This window comes from Photobacterium sp. MCCC 1A19761, from assembly GCF_037389125.1.
In the GTDB taxonomy this organism is placed as follows: domain Bacteria; phylum Pseudomonadota; class Gammaproteobacteria; order Enterobacterales; family Vibrionaceae; genus Photobacterium.
Genome location: NZ_JAZGTF010000015.1, coordinates 50586 through 67188 on the forward strand (window position 1 = coordinate 50586; position 16603 = coordinate 67188).

17 protein-coding genes are annotated in these 16603 nt (G+C 53.3%); 10 read left to right on the forward strand and 7 right to left on the reverse strand.

Going from position 1 to position 16603, the window contains the following annotated elements:
• The first annotated feature begins 20 nt into the window (after positions 1-20).
• The 7 genes from VV869_RS14955 to VV869_RS14985 all read left to right on the forward strand — a co-directional run bounded on the left by VV869_RS14955 (position 21) and on the right by VV869_RS14985 (position 6575).
• Positions 21-539 carry a porin family protein gene (locus VV869_RS14955; RefSeq protein WP_337735725.1) on the forward strand — a complete coding sequence of 173 codons (519 nt, stop codon included), beginning with the start codon at positions 21-23 and terminating at the stop codon, positions 537-539.
• A 104-nt stretch (positions 540-643) separates the two neighbouring features.
• Positions 644-850, forward strand: a complete 207-nt coding sequence (locus VV869_RS14960) for a DUF3283 family protein (RefSeq protein WP_261603125.1) — start codon at positions 644-646, stop codon at positions 848-850.
• Between the two features lie 305 nt (positions 851-1155).
• Positions 1156-1887 (forward strand): response regulator transcription factor, encoded by a 732-nt coding sequence (locus VV869_RS14965; RefSeq protein ID WP_337735726.1) that lies wholly within the window; start codon positions 1156-1158, stop codon positions 1885-1887.
• A gap of 60 nt (positions 1888-1947) precedes the next feature.
• Entirely contained in the window at positions 1948-3390 is a 1443-nt protein-coding gene (locus VV869_RS14970) for an ATP-binding protein (RefSeq protein WP_337735727.1), read from the forward strand.
• 25 nt (positions 3391-3415) lie between these two features.
• Positions 3416-4663 carry an ABC transporter substrate-binding protein gene (locus VV869_RS14975; RefSeq protein WP_337735728.1) on the forward strand — a complete coding sequence of 416 codons (1248 nt, stop codon included), beginning with the start codon at positions 3416-3418 and terminating at the stop codon, positions 4661-4663.
• A 201-nt stretch (positions 4664-4864) separates the two neighbouring features.
• Positions 4865-5359, forward strand: a complete 495-nt coding sequence (locus VV869_RS14980) for a SixA phosphatase family protein (RefSeq protein WP_337735729.1) — start codon at positions 4865-4867, stop codon at positions 5357-5359.
• A gap of 145 nt (positions 5360-5504) precedes the next feature.
• Complete coding sequence (locus tag VV869_RS14985) at positions 5505-6575, forward strand: HD-GYP domain-containing protein (RefSeq protein WP_337735730.1); 1071 nt, start codon at positions 5505-5507, stop codon at positions 6573-6575.
• A 105-nt stretch (positions 6576-6680) separates the two neighbouring features.
• Here the strand turns inward: VV869_RS14985 and VV869_RS14990 are convergent, their stop codons facing one another.
• The 6 genes from VV869_RS14990 to VV869_RS15015 form a co-directional block, all read right to left on the reverse strand.
• Entirely contained in the window at positions 6681-8192 is a 1512-nt protein-coding gene (locus tag VV869_RS14990) for a lytic polysaccharide monooxygenase (protein ID WP_337735731.1), read from the reverse strand.
• Between the two features lie 193 nt (positions 8193-8385).
• A complete protein-coding gene (locus tag VV869_RS14995) occupies positions 8386-8715 on the reverse strand; it encodes a hypothetical protein (protein WP_337735732.1) in 330 nt (109 codons plus the stop codon).
• Positions 8716-8783: 68 nt separating this feature from the next.
• Entirely contained in the window at positions 8784-9137 is a 354-nt protein-coding gene (locus tag VV869_RS15000; RefSeq protein WP_337735733.1) for a hypothetical protein, read from the reverse strand.
• Positions 9130-9624 carry an SAM-dependent methyltransferase gene (locus VV869_RS15005; protein WP_337735734.1) on the reverse strand — a complete coding sequence of 165 codons (495 nt, stop codon included), beginning with the start codon at positions 9622-9624 and terminating at the stop codon, positions 9130-9132. Before VV869_RS15005 ends, VV869_RS15000 begins: the two co-directional genes overlap by 8 nt.
• Before the next feature lie 85 nt (positions 9625-9709).
• Entirely contained in the window at positions 9710-10090 is a 381-nt protein-coding gene (locus tag VV869_RS15010; RefSeq protein WP_337735735.1) for a nuclear transport factor 2 family protein, read from the reverse strand.
• A gap of 24 nt (positions 10091-10114) precedes the next feature.
• Positions 10115-10615 carry a GNAT family N-acetyltransferase gene (locus VV869_RS15015; protein WP_337735736.1) on the reverse strand — a complete coding sequence of 167 codons (501 nt, stop codon included), beginning with the start codon at positions 10613-10615 and terminating at the stop codon, positions 10115-10117.
• 247 nt (positions 10616-10862) lie between these two features.
• Here VV869_RS15015 and VV869_RS15020 point away from each other — a divergent pair, with 247 nt between their 5' ends.
• Both VV869_RS15020 and VV869_RS15025 read left to right on the forward strand, forming a co-directional pair.
• Positions 10863-12059: an RtcB family protein gene (locus VV869_RS15020; protein WP_337735737.1), complete on the forward strand. Its 1197-nt coding sequence runs from the start codon at positions 10863-10865 to the stop codon at positions 12057-12059.
• Positions 12060-12103: 44 nt separating this feature from the next.
• A complete protein-coding gene (locus VV869_RS15025; protein ID WP_337735738.1) occupies positions 12104-14119 on the forward strand; it encodes an MBL fold metallo-hydrolase in 2016 nt (671 codons plus the stop codon).
• 59 nt (positions 14120-14178) lie between these two features.
• Here the strand turns inward: VV869_RS15025 and VV869_RS15030 are convergent, their stop codons facing one another.
• Positions 14179-15690 (reverse strand): vWA domain-containing protein, encoded by a 1512-nt coding sequence (locus VV869_RS15030; RefSeq protein ID WP_337735739.1) that lies wholly within the window; start codon positions 15688-15690, stop codon positions 14179-14181.
• Positions 15691-16057: 367 nt separating this feature from the next.
• Between VV869_RS15030 and VV869_RS15035 the strand changes: the two genes are divergently transcribed.
• The gene (locus tag VV869_RS15035; protein ID WP_337735740.1) at positions 16058-16567 is read left to right on the forward strand and encodes a phage regulatory CII family protein; all 510 of its coding nucleotides are present in this window, start codon (positions 16058-16060) and stop codon (positions 16565-16567) included.
• Positions 16568-16603: the final 36 nt, after the last annotated feature.

Genomic DNA, 16603 nt, shown 5'->3' on the forward strand with positions numbered 1-16603 from the left:
TGTTTTACAAAAGGGATGTAATGATGAAGAGACAGTTGCTAGCAGCAGCGCTGGCGTTGACGGCACTTCCGGCCAGCGCAGATATTTTGGGGTTGTCGGTTGGGGCGACAGCGGGCGCGGCACAGTTAGATTATGACGGCAGAAGTGAATATGGTTACGAGTACGGCGTGAATGCCAGCTATCAGCTCAACGACTTTTTCAGCGTCAATGCCGGTGTGGTTCGGGGGAGCGGTGAAGTGGAGTCTGATTTGTCGGCCTCGGATAATGATATTGACTATACCGCCGTGCCGATCACGTTCCGCGGTGATCTCCCGCTACTGATTGGCAGCCTGTATGCCAAGGCCGGGGCGAACTACTACGATGTCGATATTGAGCGGGATGGCATGAAAGGCAACGATGACGGCTGGGGATTCACTGGCGGTGCCGGATTCATGTTTACCTTGCTGCCGTTCATCGACTTGAGCTTGGGGTATGAATATCGCGATATGGGTGATGTGGAGAACAACGCCATCTTGTTCGGCGTCGGGATCGGCCTGTAACAGCCGCGCGGCGGAGATGATGCCTGGGTGTCGGTGATCGGCTTGGTCTCCGGTTGAAAATCGGCTAGTATCCTCGCCGTGTTTTTTTGGTCTGGCTTCGGGTGATGCATAACTTAACGCTGTTATCTCAAGTAGAAAAAAATCGGGTTGAGCTGGATAAGCAGGCCGCCTATGCCGTCTGGCAAGTGAAGAACGCCCAGCGAGGGCCGGATGTGTTTGTTGAGCTGAGCAACAACATTGCCGATGATGATGACCGCGATTTTTTTGAACGCGCGGTGGCTAAGTATAAAACTCAGATGGGCGTGGCTTAACGGCCCTGCCCGACAAAAAAGCTGCCACTTCCGTTGGCAGCTTTTTTTTGTCTGTTGGTTCGGGGGCCGTTGAGCTGCACCGAAATTGACCAGACTATCAATGTTTGCCGCCAAGTGAATGATTCTGAGGTATAATGAGCGCCTTTAGGTGTCTGCTCTGGTATCTTAAGCATGACGGGCCACCGACGGCGGGGCTTGGTGATTAGACATAAATTGAGCAGACACTACGCGTCGAGAGCAAGCCGCAACGTTGAACGCCGGTGATGCGGTGACTGGCGATACGTATCGGGCATAAGGAAAGTTACATGAGTGCAAGCAAGAAGGTGCTGGTTGTTGATGACGATCAGGAGATCCGCGAGCTGTTGGAAGAGTATCTGACCAAAGCGGGTTTTGCCGTCACCACGGCGGCCGAAGGCGAAGAGATGAAACGCCGCCTGGCGTTGGGGTATCCCGACCTGATCTTACTGGACGTCATGATGCCGGGCGATGACGGCTTTACCTTATGCCAGCATATCCGCAAAACTTCGGATGTGCCGATCATCATGCTAACGGCCGTCTCCGATGAGATGGATCAGATTATCGGTCTGGAAATTGGTGCCGATGATTACATTGCCAAACCTTTCAGTCCGCGCCAGCTGATGGCACGGATCAAAGCCCTGCTGCGCCGGGCAAAACCGAGTAGCGACATCCAGCCGGCGCCGACGGCCACGCCGAAAGCGATCCGCTTTGCCAACTGGCGGTTGGAAACCGGTTCCCACCGCCTGTTTGATTTGGAGAAGGGGACAGAGTACGAGCTATCGGGCAGTGACTTTTCACTGTTGATGCTGTTTCTGACCCGCCCGAACGAGGTATTGGACCGGGATACCATCTCGGTCGCGACCCGCGGACGGGAAGCCCACCCGGCGGAGCGCGGGATTGATGTGCAGCTCAGCCGGCTGCGTCAACGCCTGGGCGATAAAGGGACCCAGCAGCGACTGATCAAAACCATCCGCGGGAACGGCTACGTGTTCAACGCCGAAGTGATATACGAAGAGTGATTTACCAGGAATAACCCCGCTCAACCCCGCAACCATCGGTTCAGCAAGAGGCACAATGCGATGAATTGGAAAAAATGGTGGCCCAAATCCTTGCTGGCCCGGACCTTGTGGTTCACCTTGCTGGCCGTATTCCTGGCGCAGCTGATTGCCACCCTGATCTGGTACGGACAAACCAAACAGCGGGATCTGGAAGGGCTGGAGTCCGCCTCGGCCAGCATGGCCAACATGTTCGCCTCTACCGTCACTTTTTTCCAGTCGCTGCCCCTGGAGTATCGCCATATAGTGCTTGATCAGCTGCGCAACATGGGCGGCACCCGGTTCTTTGTCTCGTTCAACGAAGAAGAAATCCGGATTGATCCGATCCCGGACTCGCAAATGAAAAATACCGCAGTGCGGGTATTTCAGGACGTGCTGCATGAAAAGTTGCCCCGGCTGGATGTGATCCGGGTGGAGTTCTCCCGCCCGGAAACGCTGCAAGTGCTGAAAAACGGGATTTTGCTCAGTGATTTGCCGCGTTCCTGGGCGCACTATACCCTCAGTCTGGAGCCGTTTAATCCACCGATCCTGGTGGTCCAGCTGGAACTGGCTGAAAATGAGTGGCTTTATATCGCCGCGCTCCTGCCGGCCCCGTATGTCACCCTCGAGGATGAAATTATTACCGGCCAGCAGATCCTGTTTCTGCTTTTCACCACTGCGTTGCTGCTGGCTTTCACCTTTTTTATGATCCGGCGTCAGACCAAGCCACTCAAGCGTCTGGCCAATGCCGCTAATGCCCTGAGCCTGGATATTTACCAGCCGCCGCTGGCCGAAGAAGGAGCCAGCGAACTGGTGACGGCCACGCGGGCCTTTAACCGGATGCAGCGCCGATTGCGGCGCTATATTGACGATCGGGAGCACCTGTTCTCTGCTATTTCCCACGATCTGAAAACCCCGATCACCCGGCTCCGGCTCCGGGCGGAGCTGATCGATGATGAAGACAAGATTGACAAGTTTAACCGCGATCTCGATGAGCTGGAGATGATGGTGAAGGGGGCCTTGCAGACGGTGAAAGACACCGACTTGCATGAAAACCTGACCCGGGTGGATCTCACGGAGATGCTGCGCAGTATTGCCGAGCGCCATAACCATCCGTCGGTCAAGGTGCATTTGCCGGACACGCCGATCACCCCAATGACGGGCAAGCCGCTGGCGCTGAAACGCTGCCTGAGCAACTTGATTGATAACGGGGTGAAGTACGGCCGGGAAGTGACGGTCATTGCGTCGGATCATCCGGACGGGCTGGTACTGATTATCAAAGATCAGGGGCCAGGGATCCCGGACGAAAAACTCGAAGCGGTGTTCGAACCTTATTTCCGCCTGGCGAAAGATGGTGAAGGCCATGGCCTCGGGATGGGGATCGCCCGGAATATTATTCATGCCCATGGTGGCGATCTAACGATTCACAACGCCGAAGCGGGCGGACTGGAAGTGAAAGTCTATATTCCGCGCCTGCTGGACGAGTAGGGCCGGACAACTCCCGGGAGAGCCGATGAAATTAAAACAGATAGCCGCTGTGCTCAGCTTGTGGCTTTGCGCTGCCGCTCCACAGGCCGGTGAAGTGGAGGTGCTGCACTGGTGGACGTCCGGCGGGGAAGCCAAGTCGGTCTCGGTGCTGAAAACCATGGTCGAGGCCCAGGGCCACCACTGGAAGAATTTCGCAGTGGCCGGTGGGGGCGGGGACAGCGCGATGACGGTGTTGAAAACCCGGGTGGTATCCGGCAATCCGCCGACAGCGGCGCAGATCAAAGGGCTTGAGATCCAGGAATGGGCGAAACTGGGCTTTCTGACTGATATGAACGAGGTGGCGAAGGCGGATCACTGGGATGCCATTTTACCCGATGTCGTTGCCAATCTGATGAAGTATCAGGGGAACTATGTTGCTGTTCCGGTCAATATCCACCGGGTCAACTGGCTGTGGGTCAATCCGGCGGTGCTGAAGCAGGCGGGTGCCAAGGTGCCGACCACCCTGGATGAGTTCTACCAGGTGGCAGAGCAGGTCAAAGCGGCCGGTTATATTCCGCTGGCCCATGGCGGCGAGCCTTGGCAGGACATCACCTTGTTTGAAGTCGTGGCCCTGGCGGTTCTCGGCGCGGAAGGATTTCAGAAAGCGCTGGTGGAACTGGATATGGACGCACTGTCCAGCCCGAAAATGGTTGAAGTGTTTACTCACTTTCGCAAAATGCGGGATTACATCGACCCGCACTACCGGGGACGCAGCTGGTTTGATGCCACAGCCATGGTGATCGAAGGGGAAGCCGCCATGCAGCTGATGGGCGACTGGGCTAAGGGTGAGTTTGCGGCTGCGGGGAAAATCCCCGGCCGGGATTACTTATGTGTGGCCGCTCCGGGCACCCGGGGCAAGTTCACCTACAACATCGACAGCTTTGTTTTCTTCCGCCTGAGCCGCGAAGAAAACCGCCAGGCGCAGACGGCGCTGGCCCGGACCATTCTGGACCCGCGTTTTCAGACCGAGTTTAATTTAAACAAAGGGTCGATTCCGGTGCGCAAAGACTTGGATATGGCGCCGTTCGATCAGTGTGCGCAGGACTCTCAGGCGGCTTTCAATCAGGCTTCCGCCAATCATGGCCTGGTGCCGAGCGTATCTCAGGGGATGGCGCTGACCAGCTATGTGCAAGGGGCGATTTTTGATGTCGTGAGTGATTTTTTCAATGCCAAAGACCCCGATCCGGCCAAAGCCGCACAACGATTAGCCCGGGCGGTGAAATCGGCGTTGTAGCTGTTCTATTCACCACTGTATTAACCGCCGCATTCACCGCTGCGTAAATGGCCCCTGCAACTGCCCCTGTCATGACGACACTGGGGGCGTCTCTCTTCCTTGACGTTTTTTTCCTTGCCGCTTTCTATACTTATCAGAACTTGCAGATGACGAGCATGCTCTCTGCAAGAGATGCTGTGTGGGGCTTGAGGAGAGTTGAAAATGAAGCTTCTTTTTTTGGTTCGTCATGCCAAGTCCTCCTGGGAGGATCCGCTCCTGGATGATCACGACCGGCCCCTGAGCGATCGCGGCCGGAAAGACGCGCCGAACATGACGCACCGGCTCAATGTCTGGCAGACCGGGCCTCAGTTGATCCTGACCAGCTCGGCATTGCGGGCTTTTCAAACGGCTGAGTATTTCGCCGCCGGGCTCGACAGCCGTCCGAAACTGGAGGTGTGCCCGAAGCTGTATACCGATTCGGCAAGCGAGATACTGGCGGTGATCACAGCGGTGCCGCCGCAAATAGAATATTTGATGGTGGTCAGCCACAACCCGGCGATGAATGCGCTGGTCAATCAACTGGGTTGTCACACCGACAATGTCCCGACCTGTGGCGTGGTGGTGCTCGGCTTGGAGGTTGATAGCTGGCAGGCAATCAGCCGGAAACAAGTCGGTGCCATTTATTTCGATTATCCGAAACGGAAAAACCATACCTAATTAACAAAATTGCCACGAACATTTTTAAATACCGAATGCACTGACTACAATTGCACATTAATTATGTGGTTTATGATAAAAATCGAATTATTGGTCAGTCATGCTTGGAGAGACAGGGGCGATGCTCAGGGACACAGTGAGGCAGTTGCACAGGGAATTAATTAGCACAGGGCTGGAGGGGTTACACCGAATCTCTGTCGCCCTGGTAGATGAAACCTATCTCAGAACCTATGTGGACTCGACGGAAGGGATCCAACCGCTTAAACATCACAGTATCCCGTTAGCCAAGTCGCCTTCGCTGAGTGCGCTGGTCCGGCAGAAGAAAACCCGGATTGTGGATGATTATTCCAGTTACCTGCGTCGTTACAGCGGGAAGGCCAATGCCTGGTTACGGGACAGTAATCTGCATTCTTCGTATACCATCCCGATCTTTTTTCAGAACAATTTTCTCGGGTTTATCTTTTTTAATTCGTGTAATAAGGCGTTCTTTAATCCGCTGACGGTGAAAGTGCTCGATGATGCGGTGACCACGCTGCGGGAAACCATCATTCACGAACGCTCGCTGTTCGACAGTATTGTGTCGCTGAGTAAGTTTTCGGAGAAAGCATCGCAAATTCGCGATGAATGTACCGCCATGCACTGTGCCCGACTGACCACCTTGACCCGGATTATCGCCAGCCACGTGGCCCGTTACCATGCGCTGACGGATCGGGAAATTTATTACCTGATCAAGTTCTCTCCGCTGCATGATATCGGCAAAATCGGGATTGCCGATCAGGTGCTGCTCAAGCCCGGTCGGCTGACGAGTGAGGAATATACGGCGATCAAGCGGCATGTCGAATACGGGCTGGCCATGGTGGATGCCGCCTGTGACGGCGTCATTAAGCAGCACGAAGCGTATCAGATGATCCAACGGATGATTGGCGAACATCATGAGATGCTCGATGGCAGCGGGTATCCGAATGGGCTGAAAGGGGAAGATATCAGTCTTTTTGCCCGTATTGTGACGGTGTCAGATATTTTTGATGCCCTGACCAGCGAGCGGCCGTATAAAAAAGCCTGGTCGGTCGAGCAGGCGTTGACCGAGCTTCAGGTGATGGTCGACAACGGCAAATTGGACCCGCTGTGCGTTGAAGCGTTGCAGCAATACTTTGACCAACCGGACGCCCATCGGCGATTTGCCCTGTTCCGCGAAGAAGCCACGATGCTTGCTTAACTTGTTCCGAGCTCACGATCTTTACAGATTGAAATATCAGCCGCTGGCAATCGTGCCAGCGGCTTTTTTCACTCCGAACGAGTGGTGAATGAGGCTGGTAGCGACTTAACGCCATACCCCCCATTTGCCCGTTGTGCCCGGCTCTTCACCGCGCGTCCACCATTGCGCCGTCCATGTTTTGCCGTGGTGGGTCACGACATCATGGGCGGTGTAGGTTTCTGTAGCCTGCCAGGCATTCGTCTCTACCGGTGGTTCCACGGGATCTACAGGCTCAACCGGTCCGACTGGTGTTGTAGAAGCCGGCTCGACCACGAATGAATACACGGCTTCATCCGCAGCATGGTCATTGCTGACGACCAGCTTGAATGTGAGCTCTTGGCGCGTCTCCGGCAACTGCCCTGTTTTGATGATCAGCTCATGATTCGAGCCGATATTGGTTTGTACCGGGGTTCCGCTGGTTTGCAGCCAGGTGATGCTGGTTGCTTCGCCGTTGCTGTGCTCAGGTGTCAGCACCACATAGTCGCCGTGCTCAACCTGCGCCTGGTTGATGGTTTTCAGGACTTTCGGCGAGATCACAGCATCGATGGGGCTGGCTTCGGAAGTGATCGAAAACTCACCGGAGAAAAGCCCGTCTTTTGAATTGAAATAATTGCCATACAGGTCATCTTTGAAATACATGTAGTGGCTCATAGCCTCATGCCAGCGGCCGATGAACACCTGGCCCTGATGATTCGCTTCATACCAACCATTGACCTGTGAGGCCAGCAGGCGGTCCCAGTCGTGCTGGTTTTCGGTGGTAATCACCAGCGAGAACGAGGCATGCGCTTCGCGGTATGCGTTGAATACTGTGTAGTGAACGGTATCGCCCACTGTCGCTGAGTTTAAAGTCAACATGGCTGGAATAAAGGGGCTGCCCTGGATCAGGTTCGGCTCTGCCGGCTCCGGGGTCGGGACAACGGGTGGCGTGACATTGCCATTGTTAATGACGATGTCGCTACAGTTGTAAAAGCCTTCTCCGACCACATCGACACGCTGCCAGCGGACAAACAGCGTTGCATTCCCCACCCGGTCGGTAGGAATCGTCACGTTCATGCGGTATTTACCGCCGTTCACCGGCACGTTGCCTTCTTCATGAATGAGCTCCAAATCGCTCCAGGCCAGCGCCTGGGAGAGATCCGCGCCCGGTTTGGTTAAGTAGAACTGCCAGAAAGACGGGTTATGGGGGGCGGTTGCATTGAAGACATACTCGAATGTCCCGGCATTGAGTTCTGTACGAGTCCAGCCGTCATGCGGTGCGCCCATACCTTTTTTCTGGGCATCGTTGGCATAACACAGGGTGCCGTCAGGAATCGCAGTTCTGACCGCTTGCATATTGTTGTAGTCAGGAATGTTGATGGAGTACTCATTTCGTTGAATAAACGGATACGAGCCGGAAATAGCTTTTGCTTGCGCACATGCAGGATTAGGGGGCGTACTATCCCAAAGGCCGCCTTGGTTATAACAGATTTGTTGTCTGGCTTCAGGATATTCCGACCATCCGTGCGCTTGTGCCTGCGCACTGAAGAGCATGAAAGAAATGGATGACGCGGCAAGCGTGAGTGTGGATTTCCAAAACATAAATGAACCCTTATTTATTCAATAGACTATTGATAGTTATATTTATGAAGTATCGAAGCAGTAAATAATATTCACTATTTCAATAAGACGGCTGTTATTAAAAATAGTAGCAATGAAAAATTATTGATTGAGTAGAATGTTTAAATTATGGGATGAATCTCTAAATCCCTTCTCCATCGTTATCAATATATTCTCATGGGGAATATTGCGAGTATTCTATACCTGGAGTCTTGGCGGAAAATACAGAGTGGTCATCATGATGTGAATGGCTTAATTTGAGCGCTGATGCCAGGGTTGCAATCCCAATCATGACATAAAAAGACGGTGGGATGTCTCCTTGGAATAGCCTAATCATGACGGTAAAGTTAATGGCGTTAATGACAGTGATGATGGGCCAGAGTTTATTCTTTTTCTTTGGACTGTCAGATAAAATCAGCGGTAAATTTGTCACGATGGCGATGACATAAAACCAAATTGGGAGTTGTGTAAAAAAGTCAAACATAAAAACCTCAATTTCAATCATGTTCTTTTGGAATTCGTTGTTTTCTCGTGAAGGCGATTTAATATTGCCGTTTGTTTGAAAGTGTACGGTTAATTCGCCGCACGCACTTCATTTATCTTTAACCAGAATGCCTCCTGGCAGCGATTGGTAAAGCTCTTTTTTCTCGGCCGAATCGGCAAATATTGCAGGTTGTCGGTGATTTCATAGGTGATCCAACACTCAGCACAGATGCCTTCAGGCACGCCTTCAGAGAACGTATCCGGATGATCGAATTCTTGCCGCATGGCTAAGGTGACCCCATTGCTGAAGGTCACGATATGCTCGACAGAGTCTATGGTGACGCCGCCCTCTTCACATTGGTGCTGAGTGAACTGATGCTCAACGATAGCCACCTTGGTTTCTTTCCCTTTGAGCGCAGAAACATAAGTTGAAAGGTTATTCATGATATTGTTTGCTCTTTGGCGCCCAGTAGTTGGACATGATTTCTTCGGACCAGGCCGGCTGTCTGACAGGCTCTCTTGGCAGAAACTCTTTCATCACTGGTTTGATGTCGATGACCGGGGTGCCATCAATGGCGTCTAAACCTTCGACGTGTATTTTATGTCCCTTGACGGAAACGATACGACATAGGGTTGCGCCGAGTCGGTTCGGCCTGTTTTTACCCCGTTGGGCAAAGATGCCGACTTTCGGCCAGTCCGGGTTATTTCTCGGGTGGCGTGCGCCAAGGGTAATTTTTGACGCATCGACCTGGTTAAAATAGTAAATCACCTCAATGTGAGAGAACTCAGAAAGACCGGACAGGACCTCGGGCTCAAATGTGTCCTGAATAACGATCGCGCTGGTTTCTTCATCCCAGCGATCATCAATTACTTCAGTTCTGGTCGACAGAACGTGACCGATTGGGGATATCGTGATGGTGTTATTTTCCATAGACTGACTCACGCCTCCTGAGTATTGATATTTGAGTAAATTCTTTTTTGCTTCATGGTGGGATGCTGAAGGCAAGCTGCCAAACTCATGTGATTTTTTGAAGCTGAAATTCGGCGCAGGGGGTTCCCTGATGATACTTGAGTTGCCATTTTTCACCGTCGAATGACCAAATCGATGATCGTTTGGCGAAATGACGGGCATTGCCGGCGTCATCGATCCATGCTGATTTGTAGAGCAGTAAAAATACGCGCTCTTCCAGTTTCATCGTTTCAAAGTCCTGCGAATGAACATAGCCATTGGGTGCTTGTTCAGAGGCCATCATGTCAAGCATCGCTGTAAAATCAAAGCTCGTTCCGGAACGGCCGACTTCCCGAAAATCGGGATGAATTAATCGCGTGACTTCAGCCATGTTCTGGCGAATGTCAAATTGATGCAAAGCGATTTCTTGTTCGATTAATAAATCCATGTGTTTTACCGTTTTCATCTGAATTCAGGCTTCTCTGCCGAAATAGGAAAACACGTCATTCCGGTGACGTTCACCCTCAAGATGAAAATGAAGCTCGCCCACCCGCTGAAAATCGAATTGGTGATAAAACTGAATGGCTGCTTCGTTATTCACCCAAACGGATACCCAAAACGGCGCGCCATATAAACACTCGATTTCCTGGAGTAGTTTCCGTCCGATGCCTTGCCCCTGAAAGTGTCGGGATATATACAACGTGGCCACTTCATAACCATAACGTTCGCACTGTTCGAAACGAGAAGATAAATCCACCACGATAAAGCCAACCAGGTGGTTCTCTGCTTCATACACGATGATCTCAATGACATCTTGATTCAAGAGCTGAGAAAAATGACTTTCGGTAAAGGTCGATAACACATACTGAGATAACTGCGTTCGCAGGCCCTGAATTGCATAAGTATCCAACCACACTTGCAGTGACATCGCCGCCAGATTAACACAATCCCGCTGCTCGGCTTTTCTAATCATTGACGCGCTCCTGAGACCACCGCTGAATCATCCATGCTTCATATCCTATATCGGCATATCATAGGCTTAACATCGTTTGATTTCAGTGGGCTCGCTCATCATTATGCGATCGTAGTAATCGGGGCAGGGGGGACGTCATGGATGGGATGTAGGCGGGCGGTGAAGGTCGGTGTGAGTTTGCGCGCTCAGCCCTTGTGCGGTGCATATACTCAAAAGAGGCCAATGCCCGTTCTGTGGAGGCATGTTCATGCCGGTATCAACCTTTTATCCGCCGCAAGGCAAGCAACTGCATCCGGTTAAAGTCTGGACCGATGATCTGGATGATCAGACTGCCTTACAGCTCAAACACACGGCGTCCTTACCCTTTATTTATCATCATGTTGCCGGGATGCCGGATGTGCATCTGGGCAAAGGGGCCACCATCGGCAGCGTGATTTGTACCGTCCGGGCGATCATTCCGGCAGCGGTCGGAGTGGATATCGGCTGCGGGATCAATGCGGTGCGCCTGTCACTGACCGCGGCTGATTTGCCGGACAGCTGCCGGATGCTGCGCCAGGAGCTGGAATCGGTGATCCCGCTCGGGCCGGGCCAGGAGCATCCGCGGCCCCGGATCCGTGGTGATTCTCCTCTGGCTGTCCAGCTTGAGCAGATCCTTCAGGCCAATCCTGAGTTGCGGAAAATGGTGAAACCCGGCCGCTGGGCTTACCAAGCCGGGACGTTAGGCGGCGGCAACCACTTTTTTGAGCTCTGCCTGGATGAAGCCGACGATCTCTGGGTGATGCTCCACTCGGGCAGCCGGGGGATCGGCAATGCAATAGGCCGTTATTTTATTACCCAGGCCAAGCGCGACATGGCGCGCCATCATATCCACTTACCCGATACCGATCTGGCGTATTTCGAGGAAGGGGCTCGCTATTATCAACCATATGTGGAAGCGGTGAGCTGGGCGCAAGCTTATGCCCGGGTGAACCGGACGCTGATGATGGATGCGGCCTTGAAACGAATGGCGCGATTGTTGCCCCCCTTTACCGTGACCCAGGAAGCGATCAATTGTCACCACAACTATATTGAACGCGAGTTCCATTTCGGCCGCGAGGTCTGGGTGACCCGCAAAGGTGCCATTCGGGCCGGGGTGGGAGATCTCGGGGTGATCCCCGGCAGTATGGGCACCCATTCTTACGTGGTGCGCGGGCTCGGCAATCCGGACTCTTTTTGTAGCTGTAGCCATGGGGCCGGGCGTCGCATGTCGCGGACCCAGGCGAAAAAACTGCACACCGTTAGCGACCTCAAAGCCCAGACCGCCGGGATTGAGTGTCGCAAAGACAAGGGCGTGATTGACGAAATTCCTTCGGCATACAAAGACATCGACACGGTGATGGCCAATCAGCGTGATTTGGTCGAGATTGTCCATACCCTGCGGCAGATTGTGAACATCAAAGGTTAAGTATACTTAACAGATTGGGGTATCACAGGAGGGTTGGGGGAAACATGGAGGCACCGACGACAAGGTTTGCGTATCACGCGGGTGCTGCGTTGCTGTATGAAAAGCTGCTGCACAAAGCTGAACGTGTGTTGATCTTCGGCCCGACCGGGGCCGGGAAAAGCACGCTGGCTGCCGAGCTGGCCCGGCGCTTGTCGGCTGCCGGTCGAGGGTGCCTGTGCCTGAGCGCGGATCCCGGAACGCCGAGTTTTGGGATCCCGGCGGCAGTCAATCTGGGGCAGTGGCGTCTAGGACATAGGCGTCTGGAGAACAACCATCAGGGGGACTGGCAGTTGCTTGCATTTGAAGCCCTCTGCAGCCTGGATGCCGCCCGCTTTCGCTTGCCGTTGTCTGAAGCCGTCGGACAATTGATGCAGCAGGTTCTGGACGATTGCCCGTGTTTGATTGATGCGCCGGGGATGATCCAGGGGGTTGCCGCTGCGGAAATGTTGCAAACGCTGGTGGCCCGTACCGCCGCGTCCCGGTTGGTGGTACTGGCTGAGCGTGAACAGGTGGCGGAAGTGGCGTCGGTGATTTCCGCGCTTCCGTGCCCGGTGCTCTGGTTGTCGCCGTCATCGCTGGCGCGACTGCCCCTGCGCAGTGAGCGACTGGATTGGCGGACCCGGTTATGGCAGTGCTATCTGACCCACGCGGTTGAGTACGAGTTGCCGTGGCAGGCGCTGGTATTGCTGGGAACACCGCCGCCGCGCGCTGAGCCTGAGCGCTGGCCGGGGATGCTGGTACAACTCAGGGATCCGCAAGGTCAATCGGTGATGGGGGAGGTGGTGACGCTGACGCCCCGGGGGATCCGCCTGCGCAGTCCGCAGGGCGTGGCGATACCACCGTCTTTGTCGCCACTGCGTGGGCCAATTCAGCTGCTGATCCGCGATGCCAGGCACTTGCCCGGGCACAAGCTGCGAACCGTCCGTCAACCTCGCTCACCCCAAACATTACCGCCTGTTTGCAAACCGTCTCTAGTGTATGCCCACCGCACCAAAGTGGTGGATCGCAGTCCGCCGATCAAGCAACGGGATATGACTGCCGAGCTGGTCAACGGCTTGTTTGAAGATCCGCTGTTGCTGATCAAAACCCACTGGAGTCGTCGCTGCATTTTGTTTGATTTAGGGAACACGATCCGTTTACCGATGCGCCATAGCCATCATGTCAGCCATATTTTTATTACCCACGCGCATTTTGATCACATCGGCGGGTTTATGGGATTGTTGCGGGTAAGGCTCGGCTCACCGTCACCCTGCAAGCTGTTTGGGCCGCCCGGGCTGGCGCTGCATGTCGCCGGCATGCTGAGCGGGATATTATGGGATCGCATCGGGGAGAACGGGCCGGAGTTTGAGGTGGCTGAGTTGCATGGGCAGACGTTGCGGTGTTTCCGGTTAAAGGCGGGTTACCGGACCATTGATGTGCTCCCGGAACGCATGATTCATCAGGGGATCATTCACCAGGAAGCCCGGTTTTTGATCCGGGCGGTCGAGCTGGATCACGGCACCCCAGTGCTGGCTTATGCTTATGAGCCGGTCGAATCGATCCGTATTTCCGAGCAGGCGTTGCAAGCCATGCCGTATCCGCCGGATCGCTGGCTGGGCCAACTCAAGTATTGTTATCTTGCCGGTCAGCTGGATGATGTGATCACTTTGCCCAACGGAGAGACATGTGCGGTCAGTACCTTGGCCTCACAACTGATCGAAAAGCAGGCCGGGAAGAAGCTGGTTTACGCAACCGATCTGGCCGATACCCCCGAGAACCGACGTAAGCTGATCACCCTGGCCCGTGATGCCGATACACTGATCTGCGAAGCGGCATTTGCGCATCAGGATCGCTGGCGTGGGCGAAATAACGGTCACCTGACGACGACGGCCTGCGGGGAAATTGCCGTGGCTGCGAATGTGAGTCAATTGGTGCCGTTTCATTTCTCACGGCGTTATGAAGGCGATCCGGAAGCCATGTACCGGGAGGTGGAGGCGATCTTCCCCCATGTGGTCCGGGCCGGTCCCGGCCTGTCGCCCTGAACCCTGCCCACCGGTGTGGCGAGCAGGGCGCAGTTGCTGAGTACGGTCCGGGCGCGCAATCAGTTCAGGGTCACTTCCCGCTCCACGACTTCGCCGTTCAGCGTCAGGATCATTTTAATGACATCCTGGCTCTTGACCGGCAGGGTTAAGTCGGCCAAATAATTAAACTTCACCGTGGTTTGCAGGGCAGAATATACGCCGGCGATATTCTGAACATCGGTAATGTGCTTGAAGCTACCGCCGGTTTGCTCTGAGATCTGCATTAAGTCCTGGGTATAGGCGTCGTTGCTGATAGCAATACTGTGAACCGGCAGATTCATTGATTTGGCTTTCGTGATCAGGCCGTCAAGATCGTTAAACCTGGCATCGCCGTCAGTCATCACGAACACTGAGTTGACATCACCCGTGGCCTGCTTGGTGGTATCGAGCGCGACATGAATCGAATCTTCAAGCTCAGTTCCGCCTCCCCAAGGATAGTCCTCAACAATGGTGTGAACGTTATCGGTTCGGCCGGCATGTTTGGTATCGAGGACACGTTCCTCCCACATTGGCACGTGCATGTTGTAAAAATCGATTGCAAAGTGAAGTGCGGCTTTATCTTTCATAAATCCGGAGTCACTGTAATTGATGGTGGTCTTCAGTCCGTTCTCGTCCTGAAAATTGTACCCATCCAGGAATGTTTTATTGATGGGATTGACATATAAACTGAAGGGGATCACTGCCACTTCATCTTCGGCATTTTTTTCCATCATAAACTGATGTGCTGCCAGTGCTGTCAGGCGAAAGCGGTTGTAGATGACGTTATTACTGTCAGTGACGGGATCGCCTTGCTCGTCATATACTTTCCCAGACATTGAACCACTAGCATCGAGGGTCATCACGATGCTGTTGCTGACTTGCAGCTGATCGGCGGTGTTGAGGGAGACGATCGGGTTCTCGTTGGCATTGACCAGGATCTGGAACGCGCTTTTCGCCACCTGGATCACGGCTTTACCGGACTGGCTGTCGGTGATCGAGAATGCCAGGGTATCATCATCGATTTTCTGGATCCCGCTAATCACGTAGCTGGCATTTTTGGCAATGGTTGAAGCCACGGTATCGTTCGGCTTATCGGCAGTTTGCACGAAGTTTTGGGCATTGGCTTCGAGGGTTTTGAAGTTGTCGGAGGTGGCGACCAGTTTGGAGTTCTCAAAGGCTGTGTTTTCGCCTTCAACTTCCAGTGAGAACTGGCCACAGGTATCAGTTGTTGTGGTTTCGCTGAAGACCGCATCATTGTTGGCGACCAACGAGATTGAAGCATTACTGAGCGGATAGTAGCCGGTGGGTACATTCGGACAAGGTGTATCCGTCGCTTGGGTGGTAAAGCCCCGGGTTGCCCTGAATAGCGCTTTTTGTGTCGTGGCCTGAACCGGTTCCGGCGTCACCAGCGTCCCGCTGAATGTGGTTTTGGCGGGGGTTGGATCCGGCGTTTGTCCGGGGCCTGTTTTTGATTCACCGGAGGAGTTGCTGTTATTACAGCCACTCAATAAAGCGGCAGCAAGCACGGTTAGTGAAAAGAGTTCCTTCTTCATTGTGTCACCCAATCATTGTTTTGTTTGTGTAAAGATTCATCAAAAGGGTGGCCATTTGAGCATGATTGCATATGCGTAGTGAATCATATGTGCATAAAAATGCCACTTCTATTCAATCATTAAAATTTTGATGCTGATTCGCTTGACATGATGCAATTCAGTGCACATTCGGGAGGGGAGAATCACAGCGGCGTGCATGAAATTCGGGATGTCTCTCATATTTTCTGATACCGGTAAGGTATCTATGTTGATAAATTCATCAGTTAGGTTGGTTTTCTGGAGCGATATCACGGTTTTTCTGGATGTTTACCTGTATTTCCCTATGATTGCCCCACCTTTGTAACCCCTGAACATCATGGCAACCCGAATGGACAAAGATTCGTTATTGACTGGTTTTTCACGCTCCCTTCATCTCCAGAGCAAGGAATTCGGCATTGAGAAGCTGTTCAATGAAGTCAAAGCGATGAGCGGTAAAAACATTAGCTCACGGACATTTTCCAATAAAATCAACCCGGCTCAGGCGGGCCACCAACTGACCTTGCAAGAATTTATGCTGACGGTCAAAGTGCTGCAGCAAGAAGATCGCCATGTGTTTATTCTGGATGAAATGCTGAAGCTCTTTGGCCTGAAATGTGAGCGGAGTGAGAGTGATGAGGAGCATGAGGTCACTTACCGCAATGTGCTTAATGCCTGGATGGACTGGGATAAAGAGCGTGGCGAGGTGCAGCTGGAGATTCGGGCTGCGCTGTCAGACGGCAAAGTCAGTGCCAATGAGCTGGAAGAAATTAAAAAAGAAATGAGCCAGGATATTGACGCCATGATTAAATTACGCGATATGCTGGAATTTGCCTGCGAAAACCGAATCAATATCAAGTAAGTTCTCGGATTAGGAGCAGACGCTGATTGAGAGAGT